Annotated in this window: 13 protein-coding genes, 1 tRNA gene and 1 pseudogene; 11 read left to right on the top strand and 4 right to left on the bottom strand. The window is 73.6% G+C overall.

The features are described 5' to 3' along the window. The first annotated feature begins 61 nt into the window (after window positions 1-61). The 5 genes from ACWDAS_RS34000 (at window position 62) to ACWDAS_RS33980 (ending at window position 7790) form a co-directional block, all read left to right on the top strand. Window positions 62-1696 (top strand): beta-N-acetylhexosaminidase, encoded by a 1635-nt coding sequence (locus tag ACWDAS_RS34000; RefSeq protein WP_450398597.1) that lies wholly within the window; start codon window positions 62-64, stop codon window positions 1694-1696. Window positions 1697-1957: 261 nt separating this feature from the next. Beyond that, window positions 1958-2881, top strand: coding sequence for an FAD binding domain-containing protein (locus ACWDAS_RS33995; RefSeq protein WP_450398595.1), 924 nt, complete (start codon window positions 1958-1960; stop codon window positions 2879-2881). Further along, window positions 2878-4179 (top strand): (2Fe-2S)-binding protein, encoded by a 1302-nt coding sequence (locus ACWDAS_RS33990; protein ID WP_450398593.1) that lies wholly within the window; start codon window positions 2878-2880, stop codon window positions 4177-4179. The genes ACWDAS_RS33995 and ACWDAS_RS33990 overlap by 4 nt, the downstream gene beginning before the upstream one ends. Before the next feature lie 61 nt (window positions 4180-4240). Next, window positions 4241-6577, top strand: coding sequence for a xanthine dehydrogenase family protein molybdopterin-binding subunit (locus tag ACWDAS_RS33985; RefSeq protein ID WP_450398591.1), 2337 nt, complete (start codon window positions 4241-4243; stop codon window positions 6575-6577). Between the two features lie 352 nt (window positions 6578-6929). After that, entirely contained in the window at window positions 6930-7790 is an 861-nt protein-coding gene (locus ACWDAS_RS33980) for a hypothetical protein (protein WP_450398589.1), read from the top strand. A gap of 140 nt (window positions 7791-7930) precedes the next feature. Here the strand turns inward: ACWDAS_RS33980 and ACWDAS_RS33975 are convergent, their stop codons facing one another. The 3 genes from ACWDAS_RS33975 to ACWDAS_RS33965 all read right to left on the bottom strand — a co-directional run bounded on the left by ACWDAS_RS33975 (window position 7931) and on the right by ACWDAS_RS33965 (window position 9918). Continuing rightward, a complete protein-coding gene (locus ACWDAS_RS33975) occupies window positions 7931-8638 on the bottom strand; it encodes a hypothetical protein (RefSeq protein ID WP_450398587.1) in 708 nt (235 codons plus the stop codon). 253 nt (window positions 8639-8891) lie between these two features. Next, window positions 8892-8966: transfer RNA gene (locus tag ACWDAS_RS33970), tRNA-Cys, on the bottom strand. Between the two features lie 91 nt (window positions 8967-9057). Continuing rightward, window positions 9058-9918 (bottom strand): alpha/beta fold hydrolase, encoded by an 861-nt coding sequence (locus ACWDAS_RS33965; RefSeq protein ID WP_450398585.1) that lies wholly within the window; start codon window positions 9916-9918, stop codon window positions 9058-9060. A 101-nt stretch (window positions 9919-10019) separates the two neighbouring features. On the opposite strand from ACWDAS_RS33965, the gene ACWDAS_RS33960 reads away from it, so the two are divergent. From ACWDAS_RS33960 to ACWDAS_RS33935, 6 genes are all read left to right on the top strand, one after another. After that, window positions 10020-11426: an MFS transporter gene (locus tag ACWDAS_RS33960; protein ID WP_450398583.1), complete on the top strand. Its 1407-nt coding sequence runs from the start codon at window positions 10020-10022 to the stop codon at window positions 11424-11426. 31 nt (window positions 11427-11457) lie between these two features. Continuing rightward, a complete protein-coding gene (locus ACWDAS_RS33955; RefSeq protein WP_450398581.1) occupies window positions 11458-11658 on the top strand; it encodes a hypothetical protein in 201 nt (66 codons plus the stop codon). A gap of 7 nt (window positions 11659-11665) precedes the next feature. Further along, complete coding sequence (locus ACWDAS_RS33950) at window positions 11666-12058, top strand: type II toxin-antitoxin system death-on-curing family toxin (RefSeq protein WP_450398580.1); 393 nt, start codon at window positions 11666-11668, stop codon at window positions 12056-12058. A 216-nt stretch (window positions 12059-12274) separates the two neighbouring features. Next, the gene (locus tag ACWDAS_RS33945; RefSeq protein WP_450398578.1) at window positions 12275-14083 is read left to right on the top strand and encodes a DEAD/DEAH box helicase; all 1809 of its coding nucleotides are present in this window, start codon (window positions 12275-12277) and stop codon (window positions 14081-14083) included. 327 nt (window positions 14084-14410) lie between these two features. Further along, a complete protein-coding gene (locus ACWDAS_RS33940) occupies window positions 14411-15076 on the top strand; it encodes an IclR family transcriptional regulator (protein WP_450398576.1) in 666 nt (221 codons plus the stop codon). Window positions 15077-15180: 104 nt separating this feature from the next. Further along, window positions 15181-15969, top strand: coding sequence for a S16 family serine protease (locus tag ACWDAS_RS33935; RefSeq protein WP_450398575.1), 789 nt, complete (start codon window positions 15181-15183; stop codon window positions 15967-15969). Here the strand turns inward: ACWDAS_RS33935 and ACWDAS_RS33930 are convergent. Further along, window positions 15966-16065 (bottom strand): annotated as a pseudogene (locus tag ACWDAS_RS33930) (IS481 family transposase); the annotation flags it as partial. The gene ACWDAS_RS33935 and the pseudogene ACWDAS_RS33930 overlap by 4 nt on opposite strands.

Below are 16065 nucleotides of genomic sequence, written 5' to 3'. Positions count from 1 at the left end.
GCGGGCCGGAAAACGGCGATTGGTCTACTCCAGTTGCCCCCACAGCGGCAGGATGGGCGCCATGGACCTCATTCCGGCGCCCGTCGAGGCGCACCGGCACGGCGACGGCGGTCACCACGAACTGGGCCCCGGCACCACCCTGGCCGCCGGCCCCGGGACCGAACGGACCGCGCACTGGCTGCGCGCGACGCTCGGCGCGGCCACCGGGCTCCCGCTGCCCCCGCCGCCCGCGGGCACGCCAGGGACGATCACGCTGTCGCTCGACCCCGAGGTGACGGCCCGCCTCGGCGCCGAGGGGTACCGCCTCACGGTGTCCGCGCGGGACGGCGTGCACATCGACGGCGGGGGACCGGCGGGGCTGTTCTGGGGCGCCCAGACGCTCCGCCAGCTGCTGGGCGACGCCGCGGCCTTCCGGCGCGCCCCGCTGCCGGGGCGGACGTGGCGCCTGCCGCACTGCGCCGTCGAGGACGCCCCGCGCTTCGCGTGGCGCGGCGTACTTCTGGACGTGGCACGGCACTTCATGCCCAAGGACGTCGTCCTGCGCTACGTCGACCTGCTGGCCGCGCACAAACTCAACGTGCTCCACCTGCACCTCACCGACGACCAGGGCTGGCGGGTGGAGATCCGCCGATACCCGCGCCTGACCGAGGTCGGCGCGTGGCGCACCCGCACCAAGGTCGGGCTGCGGGAGTCGCCGCTGTGGGACGAGCGCCCGCACGGGGGTTACTACACCCAGGACGACCTCCGCGAGATCGTGGCGTACGCCGCCGAGCGGCACGTCGCCGTCGTCCCCGAGATCGACATCCCCGGCCACTCGCAGGCCGCCATCGCCGCGTACCCGGAACTGGGCAACACGGATGTCGTGGACACCACCGCCCTCCCGGTGCTGACCGGTTGGGGCATCAACCCGAACGTGCTGGCGCCCACCGAGGCCACCGTGCGCTTCTACGAGAACGTCCTCGCCGAGGTCCTGGAGCTCTTCCCCTCGGAGTTCGTCCACATCGGCGGCGACGAGTGCCCCAAGGACCAGTGGCGCGCCTCGGCCACCGTCCAGGCCCGCATCAAGGAGCTGGGTCTGCGGGACGAGGACGAACTGCAGAGCTGGTTCGTCCGGCACTTCGACGACTGGCTGACCGCGCGCGGCCGCCGGCTGATCGGCTGGGAGGAGATCCTGGAGGGCGGGCCGGCCGCCGGGGCCGCCGTCTCGTCCTGGCGCGGGTACGCGGGAGGGATCGCGGCGGCCCGGGCGGGCCACGACGTCGTGATGTGCCCGCAGAGCCAGGTCTACCTGGACTGGCGGCAGTCGGACCGCGAGGACGAGCCCGTGCCGATCGCCCACGTCCGCACCCTGGAGGACGTCTACCGATTCGAGCCGGTCCCCGGCGGCCTCACCGCCGAGGAGGCCGCCCACGTCATCGGCGCGCAGGCCAACATCTGGACGGAGACGATGGATTCGGTCCGCGCGGTGGACTACATGGCCTTCCCGCGGCTCGCCGCCTTCGCCGAGACGGTGTGGAGCAGCCTGCCCGCGCCCGCCGCCCGCGACCACGAGGGCTTCGCCGCGCGAATGGTCACCCACTACGGGCGACTTGACGCACTGGGGGTCGAATACCGGCCGCCGGGCGGCCCGCTGCCGTGGCAGCGGCGTCCCGGCGTCATCGGACGCCCGATCGAGGGGCCGCCCCCGATCGTGTGAGGCGTGCCACAACCCGGGGCCGGTCAATGCGGGAGATGGCAAGGTGGTGTGGCCAATCACGGCAAGACGCGTGAAGGAGGCCATTCCCGTCGCAAGCTGGATAAAGGCGCAAACCGGACGGAGTTCCATCCGGAAGGCGGGTTCTCCTTTGCGACCCTCGCGTTGATCACCCCGGAAGATGTGCCAGAGTTGCCACGTCCGGGCTGTCAGCACGTACCGTACGGCTACCGCACCGCGGACAGCCGGGGAAGGGGCAGCTGCGTGAGCACGTACGCACGGCAGGCAGCGCGCAATGTGGCGTTGCCGACCTCGCTCGACGAGGCCGTGGCGGCATTGGCCGCCACGCCCACCGCCGTGCCCGTCGCCGGAGGCACCGACCTCATGGCCGCCGTGAACTCCGGGCTGCTGCGCCCCGCCGGACTGGTCGGCCTCGGCCGGATCAGCGAGATCCGCGGCTGGCAGTACGCGGACGGCGCGGCGCTGCTTGGCGCCGGACTCACCCACGCCCGCATGGGCCGCCCGGACTTCGCCGCGCTCATCCCGGCCCTGGCCGCCGCCGCCCGCGCCGCCGGGCCCCCGCAGATCCGCAACGCGGGCACGCTTGGCGGCAACATCGCCGGCGCCGCCCCCACCGGCGACTCGCTGCCGGTGCTGGCCGCCCTCGAGGCCTCCGTCGTCGTGGCGGGCCCGGACGGCAACCGCGAGCTGCCCGTCAGCCACCTGCTCACCGGCATGGACCCGCTGCGCCCGGGCGAGATCCTGGCCTACGTCCGGGTCCCGCTGCTGCACGCGCCGCAGACCTTCCTGAAGGCCACCGGCCGCACCGGGCCCGGCCGCGCGATCGCCTCCGTCGCCGTCGTCCTCGACCCGGCCCGCCGGGGCGTACGCTGCGCGGTGGGAGCTGTCGCACCGGTACCGCTGCGGCCGCTCGAGGCCGAACGCTGGGTCGCCGGGCTGATCGACTGGGACGGCGAGCGGACGCTGGCGCCCGAGGCCCTCACGGCCTTCGGCGAGTACGTCGCCGCCGCCTGCATCCCCGACCCCGCGCCGGCCCCGGACGGCCCCCTAGGCACTGACGGCGTGGGGGGACCCCCATCGGCCCCCGAACTGCCCGCCGCGGCCCTCCAGCTGCGGCGTACGGTTGCCGCACTGGCCCGCCGCGCGCTGGGGAGGGCACTGGCATGAGTGACGACGTGTACGACGACAGGACACCGGACGGGCGTATGACCGACCAGCCGCAGGCGGGGTCCCCCATGCCGCACGGCGGGGGATTCACCCCGGGGCACGGGGTGTGGGAGCCCCTGCCCCACGGCGAGTACGACGCCGACCAGACCATGCACGTCTCCTTCGCGGCGCAGCTCTCCATGGCCGAGCCCGGCGCCGACCCGCTCGCCGCCCCGGGCCACGGCTACGCGCCCGAGCCGCCCGCCGTGCCGACAACGGTCGCCCCCGCCGACGCGTCCGCCGCCACGGGCTCCCGTGACGACGCGGCCACCACGTGGACGATCCCCGTGGTGCGCGACGACACCGCCGCCGACGACTCCGGCGAGTACTCGGTGAGCGCCTTCGTGCCCACCCCCGACCCGGCACCCTGGTCCGCCCCGGCAGCCCCGCAGGCGCCCTCCGCACCGCACCCCGGCGTCGCCGCGGACGGCGGCTGGGCGCTCCCCGCGGACGCCACCGGCCAGTGGACGCTGCCCCTCGCCCCGGACGGCGCCGGCGACGAGTCCGGTGAGTACCGCTTCCCGCCCGCACCCGCTCCGGCCGCCGCCGACGCGCCGGAGGAGCCGCGGCCCGAGGCCGGCCCCCGAGAGGGCGCCGGACACGCCGGGGACGCCGAAGAGGCCTTCGCCGGGGAGGACGACGGGACCGCGCGGGAGGACGCCGCCGAGCCCGACGAGGACGCTCACAGCGAGCACCCGCTGGCCTCGTACGTCCTCAACGTCAACGGCACCGACCGCCCCGTCACCGACGCCTGGCTCGGCGAGTCGCTGCTGTACGTGCTGCGCGAGCGCCTCGGCCTCGCCGGTGCCAAGGACGGCTGTGAGCAGGGCGAGTGCGGCGCGTGCTCGGTCAAGGTCGACGGCCGCCTCGTCGCCTCCTGCCTGGTGCCCGCCGCGACCGCCGCGGGCAGCGACATCCGTACGGTCGAGGGGCTGTCCGCAGGCGGCGGGCCCTCGGACGTCCAGCGCGCGCTCGCCGAGTGCGGGGCCGTGCAGTGCGGCTTCTGCATCCCCGGCATGGCGATGACCGTGCACGACCTGCTGGAGGGCAACCACAGCCCGACGGAACTGGAGACCCGGCAGGCCATCAGCGGCAACCTCTGCCGCTGCTCCGGCTACCAGGGCGTCCTGGAGGCCGTCCGCCAGGTCGTGGCCGAGCGCGAGGAGACCGCCGGCGCCGCCGCGGACGAAGCCGCCGAGGACCAGGCCGACGGCGCCCGCGTCCCGCACCCGCGCCCCTCCTCCGGAGGCCCGGCGTGAGCACCCCGAACCGCCTCACCCAGCACCACCTCCCCCCTCGCGGCAGCGAAAGGTACGCGCGATGACGGGCCCCGACGCCGCGACGGCCACCCCGGCCATGGGCACCCCCGCGACGGTCGCGACAGGCGCCGCCGAGCAGCAGTCCGTGCCGCACGGCATCGGCGCCTCCCTGCCCGCCGCCGACGGGATCGCCAAGGCCCAGGGGACGTACCCCTACGCCGCCGATCTGTGGGCCGAGGGCCTGCTGTGGGCGGCCGTGCTGCGCTCCCCGCACCCGCACGCCCGCATCCTGTCCATCGACACCGCCGAGGCCGCCGCGCTGCCCGGCGTGCGCGCCGTGGTGACCCACGAGGACGTCCCGGGCGACGCCATGCACGGCCGCCGGGTCGCCGACCGCCCGGTCTTCGCCAAGGACACCGTCCGGCACCACGGCGAGGCCATCGCCGCCGTGGCCGCCGACCACCCCGACACCGCCCGGCTCGCCGCCGCGGCGATCCAGGTCGAGTACGAGGTCCTGGAACCGGTCATCGACCCCGAAAGGGCCTTCTCGGCGCCCCCGCTGCACCCCGACGGCAACCTGATCCGGCACATCCCGCTGCAGTTCGGCGACCCCGACGCGGTCGGCGAGGTCATCGTCGAGGGCCTGTACCGGGTGGGCCGCCAGGACCCGGCCCCGGTCGGCGCCGAGGCCGGCCTCGCCGTGCCCCGCCCCGACGGCGGCGTGGAGCTGTACGTGGCCTCCACCGACCCGCACACCGACCGCGACCTGGCCGCCGCCTGCTTCGGCCTGGAGCAGGACCGCGTCAAGGTCGTCGTCACCGGCGTGCCCGGCGCGATGGGCGACCGCGAGGACTCCGGCGTGCAGATCCCGCTCGGGCTGCTGGCGTTGAAGACCGGCTGCCCGGTGAAGTTCGTGGCCACCCGCGAGGAGTCCTTCCTCAGCCACAGCCACCGCCACCCCACGCTGCTGCGCTACCGCCACCACGCCGACGCCGAGGGCCGGCTGGTCAAGGTCGAGGCCCAGGTGCTGCTGGACGCGGGCGCGTACGCCGACACCTCCTCCGACGCCCTGGCCGCGGCCGTCGCCTTCGCCGCCGGCCCCTACGTCGTCCCGCACGTCTTCGTCGAAGGCTGGGCGGTGCGCACCAACAACCCGCCCTCCGGCCACGTCCGGGGCGAGGGCGCGATGCAGGTCTGCGCGGCCTACGAGGGTCAGATGGACAAACTCGCGGCGAAGCTGGGCCTGGACCAGGCCGAGATCCGCATGCGCAACGTCTTGGCCACCGGCGACCTGCTGCCCACCGGGCAGACGGTGACCTGCCCGGCGCCCGTCGGCGAGCTGCTCAAGGCCGTGCGCGACGCCGACCTGCCGCCGCTGCCGATGGACGACGACGAGTCCGAGTGGCTGCTCCCGGGCGGCCTGGAGGGCGCGGGCGAGCCGGGCGCGGTGCGCCGCGGCGTCGGCTATGCGCTCGGCATGGTGCACATGCTCGGCGCCGAGGGCACCGACGAGGTCTCCACCGCCACGGTGCGCGTCCACGACGGCTCCGCCACCGTCATCTGCGCCGCCGTCGACACCGGCCAGGGCTTCGCCACCCTCGCCCGGCAGATCGTGCAGGAGGTCCTCGGTATCGAGGAGGTCCGCGTCCTGCCCTCCGACACCGACCAGCCCCCGGCCGGCGCCGCCGCCCGCGGCCGTCACACCTGGGTCTCCGGCGGCGCGGTCGAGCGCGCCGCCAAGATGGTGCGCACCCAGCTGCTGCAGCCGCTCGCCGGGAAGTTCGGCATGTCGGCCGAGCTGCTCTCCATCGCCGACGGCAAGATCACCTCGTACGACGGGGTGCTGTCCACCACCGTCGAGGAGGAGCTGGCCGGCAAGGAGCTGTGGGCCACCGCCCAGTGCCGCCCGCACCCCACCGACAGGCTCGACGACACCGGTCAGGGCGACGCGTTCGTGGGCCTCGCCTTCTGCGCCGTGCGCGCCGTGGTCGACGTCGACATCGAACTCGGCGCGATCCGGGTCGTGGAGATGGCCGTCGCCCAGGACGTCGGCCGGGTCCTGAACCCCGCGCAACTGCGGGCCCGCATCGAGGCCGGGGTCACCCAGGGCGTCGGCATGGCCCTCATGGAGGACCTGCGCGCGCCGCGCGGCATCATCAAGCGCCCCAACCTGACCGGCTATTCGCTGCCCACCGCGCTCGACGCGCCGGCGATCCGCGTCGTGCGGCTGGTCGAGGAACGCGACGTGGTCGCCCCCTTCGGCGCCAAGGCCGCCAGCGCGGTCCCCGTCGTCGTCTCCCCGGCCGCCGTCGCCTCCGCCGTCCGCGCCGCCACCGGCCGCCCGGTCAGCCGGCTCCCCATCCGCCCCCAGCACGCGGTGGCCCGCCCGCAGGCGTGACGCGCCGTCATGCACGCCGAAGGGCCCGGTCCGTGCGGACCGGGCCCTTCGCAGGGGGGCCGTGGCGGGAATCGAACCCGCGTAACTCGATGCGCAGGTGTGTCCGCGCTGGTCAGGGCATGATCCGGCCGCGCTCGCCGGCGTTCGTTTCCGTACGGACGCTTCGCGTGCCGGAGATGACCAAACGGCCCTGGACGGCCGCGCACAGCGATGAACGAGACGGAGACCGAGACGGCGGGCGATAGCGGAAGTCACCTTCGGCGACTGTCATCGGACCGTCTCAGCCCTCGCCCCGCGTGCCTATCCTCCCCCGCTGCACCACAGATCCCCCGAGTAACTACACTTTGCGTCCATGTCTTGGGACCCTCAGCACGGCAACCGTACGTATGGCGCGAGCGGCCCCGATGGCGTGAATGCCGGGGACGGTGCCTACCAGGACAGTGGCGACATTCAGGGCCTGCGGGTCATCTACGACCCGAACGGCGACACGGCCCAGGTGTACGACCGATACCCGGATCCGGCGGCGGCGCACGGGTGGCACGAGTCGGAGGCCACTGGTCACGGGGTTGCGCCCGGCGATGCTTACGGCCACCCGCAGGGCGCGTACGTCGACGGCCACGACACGTACCGGGGCGGCCACGACGCCCACGAGGGGGGCCACGGCACCCATGAGACCGGCCATGGGGCCTCTGGCACCGAGCATGAGCACACGTACCGGGACGGCGCATACTCCTCCGGCGCCGACGACGACCAGAACGACGCCGAGCACGACGACGGCTCGGTCTTCGTCGATGCATCGGGCCGCCGAACCCGGCTGATCCGCCGTGCGGGCCTCGCTGTCGCGGCGGTCTGCGTCGTCTTCATGGCCGCTGTGATCGCCGGACTCTTCAATTCGAAGCCCTCTGGCGGCCCGCTACCCCGGGGCCAGGAGCAGGAGCAGGAGCAGAAGCAGGACGACTCGTCGACGGCCACGAACCAGCCCGGCTCGACCGCCGAACCCACCGCCGATCCGTCCGCCACGTCTGGGAAGTCATCCGGGGAGTCAGCGGCCCCGAGTCCATCGGTGAGCGCTTCCAAGACCGGTGGCGAGCCCAAGGCGCCCACGACCAAGGCGCCCACGACCGCAGCCGCCCCCACCACGGGCGCGCCGGGCAGGGGGAACGCCGGCGACCCCCCGGGCCACGGCCAGGGATCGACAAAGGGACCCAGGTGAGCCACCCACAACGCAACACCGGAACGTCCCGTTCCACCGGCAGCAGTCGTTCCCGCCGCGCCAACCGCTCGGCTCGATCGTCTGCGGCGACCCGCTAGACGCAGACGGCACCCAGAACGCCCATACCCGCGAGATCGCGATCATCCGTAGCGGAGTTTGCGCCAGAAGCAGTAGCTCATCGGAACGCTGCACACCGCCCAGAGGGCCAGGAAAAGCGTGAGACTGCCGAATCCCGCGAGCACGCCAAGGAGGACGGTCAGCACGATCTGGCTCGCCACCCAGTTCCCGGTCACCTTCAACTCGCGCAGGTCAGCGGAGAGTTCCTCCGGACGGAAGCGCCAGGCCCAGATCATGTAGGCGCCGCCCAGCGACATCGCCGCGCCGTCGACGATGAGGGCCGCGTCCAGCAGCAGGTTGGATTCGGGAGCGTCCTCGGTCCGGTGGGTACGGCCATGCACGGTCATTGCCGTGATGGTCCCCGACCAGACGGTGACCGTGACGTGGTCGCCGTGGTGCAAGCGGTAGAAGACGTCGGGCGGGTCGTCCAGACGGACATCCCCGCCGATGGGATCGGGCCCCTTCAGGGCGATCCGTACGACGTGCGATCCGCGCCCCTCGGTGCTGGTGGAGGTGACGACGGCCGTCGCCGTGTGGAGGCACGCCGCATGGAGATCGGCGCGGTCGGCACCGGCGCAGGGGTCCGCCGAGTGGAAGTGCCGTGAGAACGCGAGATCCTCGACCAGCGCGGACACACCGCCCGCCGTCAGTAGCACCCCCAGTGCGGCGAGGGCGATGAAGCCCGCGCTCCGAAGGAAGACCCGTCGGCGCACGTCGTATCCCACGTTCACTCAGACATGTCTCGTACCCGGAGGGTTGCAGGACCAAGGGCGGCGGACGAGTCCGGTTGTCCGGCCGACGGGCGTTGCGGTTGAGGCATCCGTCCGTCGCGATCTGAGTGCCCCCGCGACCAGTGAGGAGACGGGCCGGCCGGACGATGACGACGACGGCGCGGCCGACGCACTCGTACAGGTCAACTGAGACGGACGGCCAAAGGGCGGCACCTCCAGGGGGCCGCCCTTCGGTGTTGCCTGGTCAGGGCAGTGGAGGCCGTGGCGGGAATCGAACCCACGTAACTCGATTTGCAGTCGAGCCCCTGAACCACTCGGGCACACGGCCTTGCGTCGTTGACGTACCCCGACCATAGGCGGGACCCCCAGGAGCGGGTCAACGCTTTCCGGGGGCCCGCAACGGGACTGCCATACGCCGTTCACGAACCGCCGGGGGACGCGAGGAACTCCTCCACCACCGGGCGGAACAGCCCGGGTTCGTCGACCCACGGGAAGTGCCCGACGGCGTGCAGCGGTTGCAGGCGGGCGTGCGGGAAGGAGGCCGCGACGACCTCGCCCGCGCGCATGCCGGTGATCGCGTCGCGGTCGCCGGTGATGACCAGGACCGGGCAGGCCACCTCGCGCAGCCGCGCCAGCACGGCGAGCCGGGCGGGTTCGTCGACGCCCTGCCAGAAGCCGGCCCGGGGGACCGGGTGCAACTGGCTCCCCTCGGCGGCCGCATGGGCGCGCTGGGGCTCGTCCCAGCGGCCGTACGCCATCGGCGCGACCTGGAGCAGCAGCGCGCGGACCCGGCCGAGGTCGTCGGCGGTCTCGAGTTCGGCCAGGGCGGCGACCGCGTCCGGCCACCACGGTTCGCCCACCCGGCTCTCGAAGATCTCGCGGGCGTCGTCGGGGAGCTCGCCCTGCAGGCGGGAGCCGGGGGTGACCAGGACGAGGTGTGTGAGCCGCTCCGGGTAGGCGGCGGCGTACGCCTGGGCGGTCGCGGCCGAGGCGTCGTGTGCGAGCAGCGCGAAGCGCTCCAGACCCAGGTGCTCGCGCAGGGCCTCCACGTCCTGTGCGAGCCGCAGGAAGGAGTAGGCGAGCGGGTCCGTGGCCGGCGGGGTGCCGCCGGTGCCCCGGCTGTCCGGGACGACCAGGCGCCTGCCCCGGTCCAGCCCGCCCAGGTCGCCCAGATAGGCGGCGTCCCGTCCCGGCCCCCCGGCGAGCGCGAGCAGCACCGGCCCCTCTCCCCGGTCCTGGTAGGCGATCTCGGTTCCGTCGTACGACGTGTAGTGCGGCATGGCCTACGCCTTCCCCGGCCCGGGCTCCCTTCTCCTGGGCCTAGGCCGAAAGGCCGATCCGGGTGCCAGGGGCAAGACGGGGATTGACCCCTTACCCTGTCGTGGTGACCACCGCAGACACCGAGCCGGTTTCCGGCAATACAGGCATAACGCTCGCCGGATCGGACACCGACACCGTTCTGGGCAGCCGCTACCGCGCGCTGACCCTCGCGATGGTCTCCGTCGTCCTGCTCATCGCCTTCGAGGCCACCGCCGTCGGCACCGCCATGCCGGTCGCCGCGCGGGAGCTGGACGGGCTGCCGCTGTACGCCTTCGCGTTCTCCGGTTACTTCACCACCTCGCTGTTCGCGATGGTCATCAGCGGCCAGTGGAGCGACCGCACCGGCCCGCTGGCGCCGCTCGTCACAGGCATCGGCGCCTTCGCCGCCGGCCTTGTCGTCTCCGGCACCGCCCAGTCCATGTGGCCCTTCGTGCTGGGCCGCGCCGTGCAGGGCATCGGCGGCGGGCTCGTCATCGTCGCCCTGTACGTCGTCGTCGGCCTCGCCTACCCGGAACGGCTGCGGCCCGCGGTGATGGCGGCCTTCGCCGCGTCCTGGGTGCTGCCCTCCATCGTCGGCCCGCTCGTGGCCGGGACGGTCACCGAGCAGTTCGGCTGGCGCTGGGTCTTCCTCGCCATCCCCGTCCTGGTCGTGCTGCCGCTGCTGACGGGCCTGCCCGCGCTGCGCCGTACGCCCCTCCAGCGGCCCCTGGACGACCGCGCGGCCCCCGACGGGCGCCGGCTGCGCCTCGCGTTCGCCGTCTCGGCCGGCGCGGGCCTGCTCCAGTACGCCGGGCAGGACCTGCGGCCGCTGTCCCTGGTCTTCGCTGCCGCGGGTGCCGCGCTCGTCGTCCCGGCCGCGCTGCGGCTGCTGCCCCGCGGCACCTTCCGTTCGGCCCGCGGCCTGCCGTCCGTGGTGCTGCTGCGCGGTGTGGCCTCCGGCACCTTCCTCGGCGCCGAGAGCTTCGTCCCGCTCATGCTCGTCACGCAGCGGCACATGTCGCCCACCCTCGCCGGGCTCTCCCTGGCCGGCGGCGGCATCACCTGGGGCATCGGCTCGTGGATCCAGGGCCGCCCCCGCCTCGAGCCGTACCGCGAACGCATGGTCGTCCTCGGCATGTTCCTGATGGCCGCGGCGATCGCCGGTGCCGCCCTGCCGCTCCTCGACGCCGCCCCCGCCTGGAGTGCGGCCGCCGCCTGGGCCGTGGGCGGCCTGGGTGCGGGCCTGGTCATCTCCTCCCTCAGCGTCATCCTCTTCAAGCTCTCGCCTCCGGCGGAGGCAGGGGCGAACTCGGCTGCCCTCCAGGTCTCCGACGCCCTGTCCAGCGTCGTCCTGGTCGCGGCCGCAGGCACCGTGTTCGCCGCCCTCGGCGGCGCGGCCGGCGCGTTCACGGCCGTCTTCCTCCCGATGGCCGTCCTCGCCCTCGCGGGCGTGGGCGTCGCGGCCCGGCTCCGCCCGAAAACCGGGTGAGTCGCGTGCGCCGGGGGGTTACCGTCCCGGTGTGAAAGAGCTGACCGTCGTCTTCACCGACACCGAGTGGGAGTCCCTGAGCGACCTCGCCGACGCGCACGGCGTGCCCGTCGCGGAGTTCGTGCGCACGGCGGTGCGGGCGTACGAGGCGGCCGAGGCCGCGCGCGTCCGCGCCGCGGGGGAGGCGTACGCCGCCGCCCACGCGGACCTGCTGCGCAGGCTGGGGGAGTGACGTGACCGTGCGCCATCTCACATTCGCCGAGGTTGCCGATCTCGCCCGCCTCGCGTGCGGCGGCGAACCGCCCGCGGTGCGCGATCCCGGGCTGCTCGCGTCGGCGGTGCACCGGCCGCGGGCGCGGATGTTCGGCGTCGAGGCCTACGGGGACGACGTCTTCGCGGGCGCGGGGGCGCTGCTGCACGCGATCGCGGCGAACCACCCCCTGGTCGACGGGAACAAGCGGACCGCGTGGCTCGCGGCGGTGGTGTTCCTCGCCCTCAACGGGGTCGACCTGCGGTCGGCCGACCAGGACGCGGCCTATGAGCTGGTCGTGGGGGTCGCCTCCGGTGCGGTTTCCGATCCGGCGGCGATCGGGGCTGCGCTGGCGGCGCTTGCCGCGGGGTGCGGCCCGTAGGGGCCCCGGGTGCCCCTTGCGGCTGGTGGTTGTGTGCGGCTCCGTTGCGCCTGCGGGGGGCGGGGAAACCCCCAACGGCAACCCCAACGCACCCGCACGGGACCCCCGGTGTGACCCCCGTCGCACCGCGACGAACGCGCCCCGTTCCTTCCGGGACGCCCCGCCCCGCGCCAGTAGGCTGTGACGGTTGTCGTACCCGACCCGTCACCGGAGACCGTGACTACCACCGCCCCGCACAGCGCAAGCAACTCGCACTCGCACCACCTGTCGCCCGCCTTCCCCGGCCGCGCCCCCTGGGGCACGGCCGGCAAGCTGCGCGCCTGGCAGCAGGGTGCCCTCGACCGGTACATCGCGACCCAGCCGCGTGACTTCCTGGCCGTCGCGACCCCGGGCGCGGGCAAGACGACGTTCGCGCTCACCCTGGCCTCGTACCTGCTCCACAACCACCTCGTGCAGCAGATCACCGTCGTCGCCCCCACCGAGCACCTGAAGAAGCAGTGGGCGGAGGCGGCGGCCCGGATAGGCATCAAGCTGGACCCGGAGTACAGCGCGGGGCCGGTCGGCAAGGAGTACCACGGGGTCGCGGTCACCTACGCCGGCGTCGGCGTACGCCCGATGCTGCACCGCAACCGCTGCGAGCAGCGCAAGACGCTGGTGATCCTGGACGAGATCCACCACGCGGGCGACAGCCGGTCGTGGGGCGAGGCGTGCCTGGAGGCGTTCGAGCCGGCGACCCGGCGCCTGGCGCTGACCGGGACGCCGTTCCGGTCGGACACCAACCCCATCCCGTTCGTGACGTACGAGGAGGGGAACGACGGCATCCGCCGGTCCTCCGCCGACTACACCTACGGCTACGGCAACGCGCTCGCCGACGGTGTCGTGCGCCCTGTGATCTTCCTCTCCTACAGCGGCAACATGCGCTGGCGGACGAAGGCCGGCGACGAGATCTCCGCACGGCTCGGCGAGCCGATGACCAAGGACGCGATCGGCCAGGCCTGGCGGACCGCGCTCGCGCCGACCGGTGAGTGGATCCCGAACGTGCTGCGCGCGGCGGACCAGCGTCTGACGGAGGTCCGCAAGTCGATCCCGGACGCCGGCGCCCTGGTGATCGCCACCGACCAGGACTCGGCGCGCTCGTACGCCAAGCTGATCCGGGAGATCACCGGGCACAAGGCGACCGTCGTCCTCTCCGACGACACCGGGGCCTCGGCGCGCATCGAGGAGTTCAGCGGGAACGACTCGCGCTGGATGGTCGCGGTCCGCATGGTGTCGGAGGGCGTCGACGTCCCCCGGCTGGCCGTCGGCGTCTACGCGACCACCATCTCCACGCCGCTGTTCTTCGCGCAGGCGGTCGGCCGCTTCGTGCGGTCCCGCCGCCGGGGCGAGACGGCCTCGGTCTTCCTCCCGACCATCCCCATGCTGCTCGGCTTCGCGGGCGAGATGGAGGTGGAGCGCGACCACGCCCTGGACAAGCCGAAGAAGGAGGGCGAGGAGGACCCGTACGCGGAGTCCGAGAAGGAGCTGGCGGAGGCCGAGAAGCAGCAGGACGAGGACACCGGCGAGCAGGACATGCTGCCCTTCGAGGCGCTGGAGTCCGACGCCGTCTTCGACCGGGTGCTGTACGACGGCGCCGAGTTCGGCATGCAGGCGCACCCGGGCAGCGAGGAGGAGCAGGACTACCTGGGCATTCCGGGCCTTCTGGAGCCGGACCAGGTGCAGTTGCTGCTGCAGAAGCGGCAGGCCCGGCAGATCGCGCACAGCAGGAAGAAGCCGGACACGGAGGCGGACCTGCTGGAACTGCCCGCAGAGCGGCGCCCGATCGTCACGCACAAGGAACTGCTGGAGCTGCGCAAGAAGCTCAACACGATGGTGGCCGCGTACAACCACCAGAGCGGCAAGCCGCACGGCGTCATCCACAACGAGTTGCGCCGGGTGTGCGGCGGCCCGCCGAGCGCGGAGGCCTCGGCGGGGCAGCTCAACGAGCGCATCAAGAAGATCCAGGAGTGGGCCACCCGGATGCGCTGAGCGCTGCCGCCGCCGGCATCGGGAGGGCCCGGCCAGGGTGCTGATGGTACGTCAGCGCGACTGTGAATCTTGCGGTGTGGGAGGCCGTTCGGCGAAGGATTTACGCCGCGCGGCCCCGCTACCTCATCCGTGTGACCGGATTGTGGACGAAGTCTTCCGCTGAGCGGTACGCATCGCTACCGTTCCGGTCACGCAACGCGCCGTGGCAGAGCAGCCTCGGGGCGCAGCCGGTACCGCCAGACCGGTGGCCTCTCCGCGCTCTGCCGCGGGACCGGCAGTGCTCCCGCCGTGAGAGATGAGCCGCCACTCACACGAGAAGGGGGCGTCGTGACCGCGGAGACCTCTCAGACGCTCGATCGGGGCCTGCGGGTCCTGAAGCTGTTGGCCGACACCGACCACGGACTGACCGTCACCGAGCTGGCGGCGAAACTGGGCGTCAACCGTACGGTGGTCTACCGCCTCCTGGCCACACTGGAGCAGCACTCCCTGGTCCGCCGCGACCTCGGCGGCCGCGCCCGGGTCGGCCTCGGCGTCCTGCGCCTGGCGCACCAGGTGCACCCGCTGCTGCGCGAGGCCGCGCTCCCCGCCCTGCGCTCCCTCGCCGAGGACATCGGCGCCACCGCCCACCTGACCCTGGTCGACGGCAGCGAGGCGCTCGCCGTGGCGGTCGTCGAGCCCAGCTGGACCGACTACCACGTCGCCTACCGCACCGGTTTCCGGCACTCCCTGGACCGCGGCGCCGCGGGCCGGGCGATCCTCGCCGGGCGCAACACGCAGCCTTACGAGCCCGATCCGCGGTGCGCGGAGGGCCCCGGTTACGTCCTCACCCACGGCGAGCTGGAGGCCGGGGCGAGCGGTGCCGCGGCGCCGCTGGTGGGTGTGCCCGGCATAGAGGGCAGCGTCGGCGTGGTGATGCTCGCCGACGCGATACCGGAACGGGTCGGCCCCCGGGTCGTCGAGGCGGCGCTGGAGGTCGCCGACGCGCTGCGCTGACGGGCCGGCCGGGGTGCCGCGAGGACGGTCCCGCCGGTCGCCCCGGCAGTGGGGCGCCCGGGGCCCGGCACGTCCGGGGCGCCGCGGTGAACTACATTCACCCCATGCCTTTCGCCTCCGCCCGGAACCGGACCCTCGCCGTCTGCGCCGCCCTCGTGGCCGCACTGCTGGCGGTGGCCCTGTTCGCGCCGCTGCCGATCTCGATCGTCGTGCCCGGACTGACGGCCGACGTCCTCGGCAAGGACCAGGGCAAGCCGGTGATCACGGTCGCCGGCACCGAGACCCGCGCGACGTCGGGGCAGCTGCGGATGACCACCATCGCGGCGACCAACCCCGACGCCGTCGTCCGTTTCGGCGATGTTCTCAAGGCCTGGTTCGCCACCGACCAGGCCGTGATGCCGCGCGACGCGGTCTATCCGACCGGCGGCACGGTCAAGGAGATCGAGCAGCACAACCAGGCGGAGATGACCGAGTCCCAGCAGGCCGCCACCGCCGCGGCCCTCCGGCAGCTGGGGCTGTCCTCCTCGGACGTCAAGGTCACGCTCCACCTGGCGGACGTCGGCGGCCCCAGCGCGGGCCTGATGTTCAGCCTGGGCATCATCGACAAGATCGACGGCAACGGCAGCGGCGGCGACCTCACCGGCGGCCGCAGGATCGCCGGTACGGGGACGATCACCGCCGGCGGAAAGGTCGGCCCGGTGGGCGGTGTCCCTCTCAAGGAGCAGGCCGCCCGGCGCGACGGCGCGACCGTCTTCCTCGTCCCGAAGGCCGAGTGCTCCGACGCCAGGGCCGAACTCCCCAAGGGGCTGCGGCTGGTGCCGGTCACCACCCTCGACGGCGCGATCGACGCCCTGGACGCGCTCGGCAGCGGCGGCAGGGTCCCCAGCTGCTAGATGTATTGACCCGCAGCGTTGTTCACGCGGCTGATCGGTGGGTGGCCGCCGAGTGCGGTGTGGCAGCGGTGGTGGTTGTAGGTGTGGAGGAAGTCT

This window comes from Streptomyces sp. NPDC001070 (assembly GCF_053598835.1).
Note: the sequence above shows the minus strand (reverse complement) of the source record. Positions and strands in the feature narration are given on the sequence as shown.

What these genes read in the sequence shown, in the direction of transcription:
- ACWDAS_RS33990 (WP_450398593.1), top strand. Translation starts at nt 2,878, where the DNA reads ATGAGTGACGACGTGTACGACGACAGGACACCGGACGGGCGTATGACC.
- ACWDAS_RS33980 (WP_450398589.1), top strand. Translation starts at nt 6,930, where the DNA reads ATGTCTTGGGACCCTCAGCACGGCAACCGTACGTATGGCGCGAGCGGC.
- ACWDAS_RS33935 (WP_450398575.1), top strand. Translation starts at nt 15,181, where the DNA reads ATGCCTTTCGCCTCCGCCCGGAACCGGACCCTCGCCGTCTGCGCCGCC.
- ACWDAS_RS34000 (WP_450398597.1), top strand. Translation starts at nt 62, where the DNA reads ATGGACCTCATTCCGGCGCCCGTCGAGGCGCACCGGCACGGCGACGGC.
- ACWDAS_RS33985 (WP_450398591.1), top strand. Translation starts at nt 4,241, where the DNA reads ATGACGGGCCCCGACGCCGCGACGGCCACCCCGGCCATGGGCACCCCC.
- ACWDAS_RS33965 (WP_450398585.1), bottom strand. Translation starts at nt 9,918, where the DNA reads ATGCCGCACTACACGTCGTACGACGGAACCGAGATCGCCTACCAGGAC.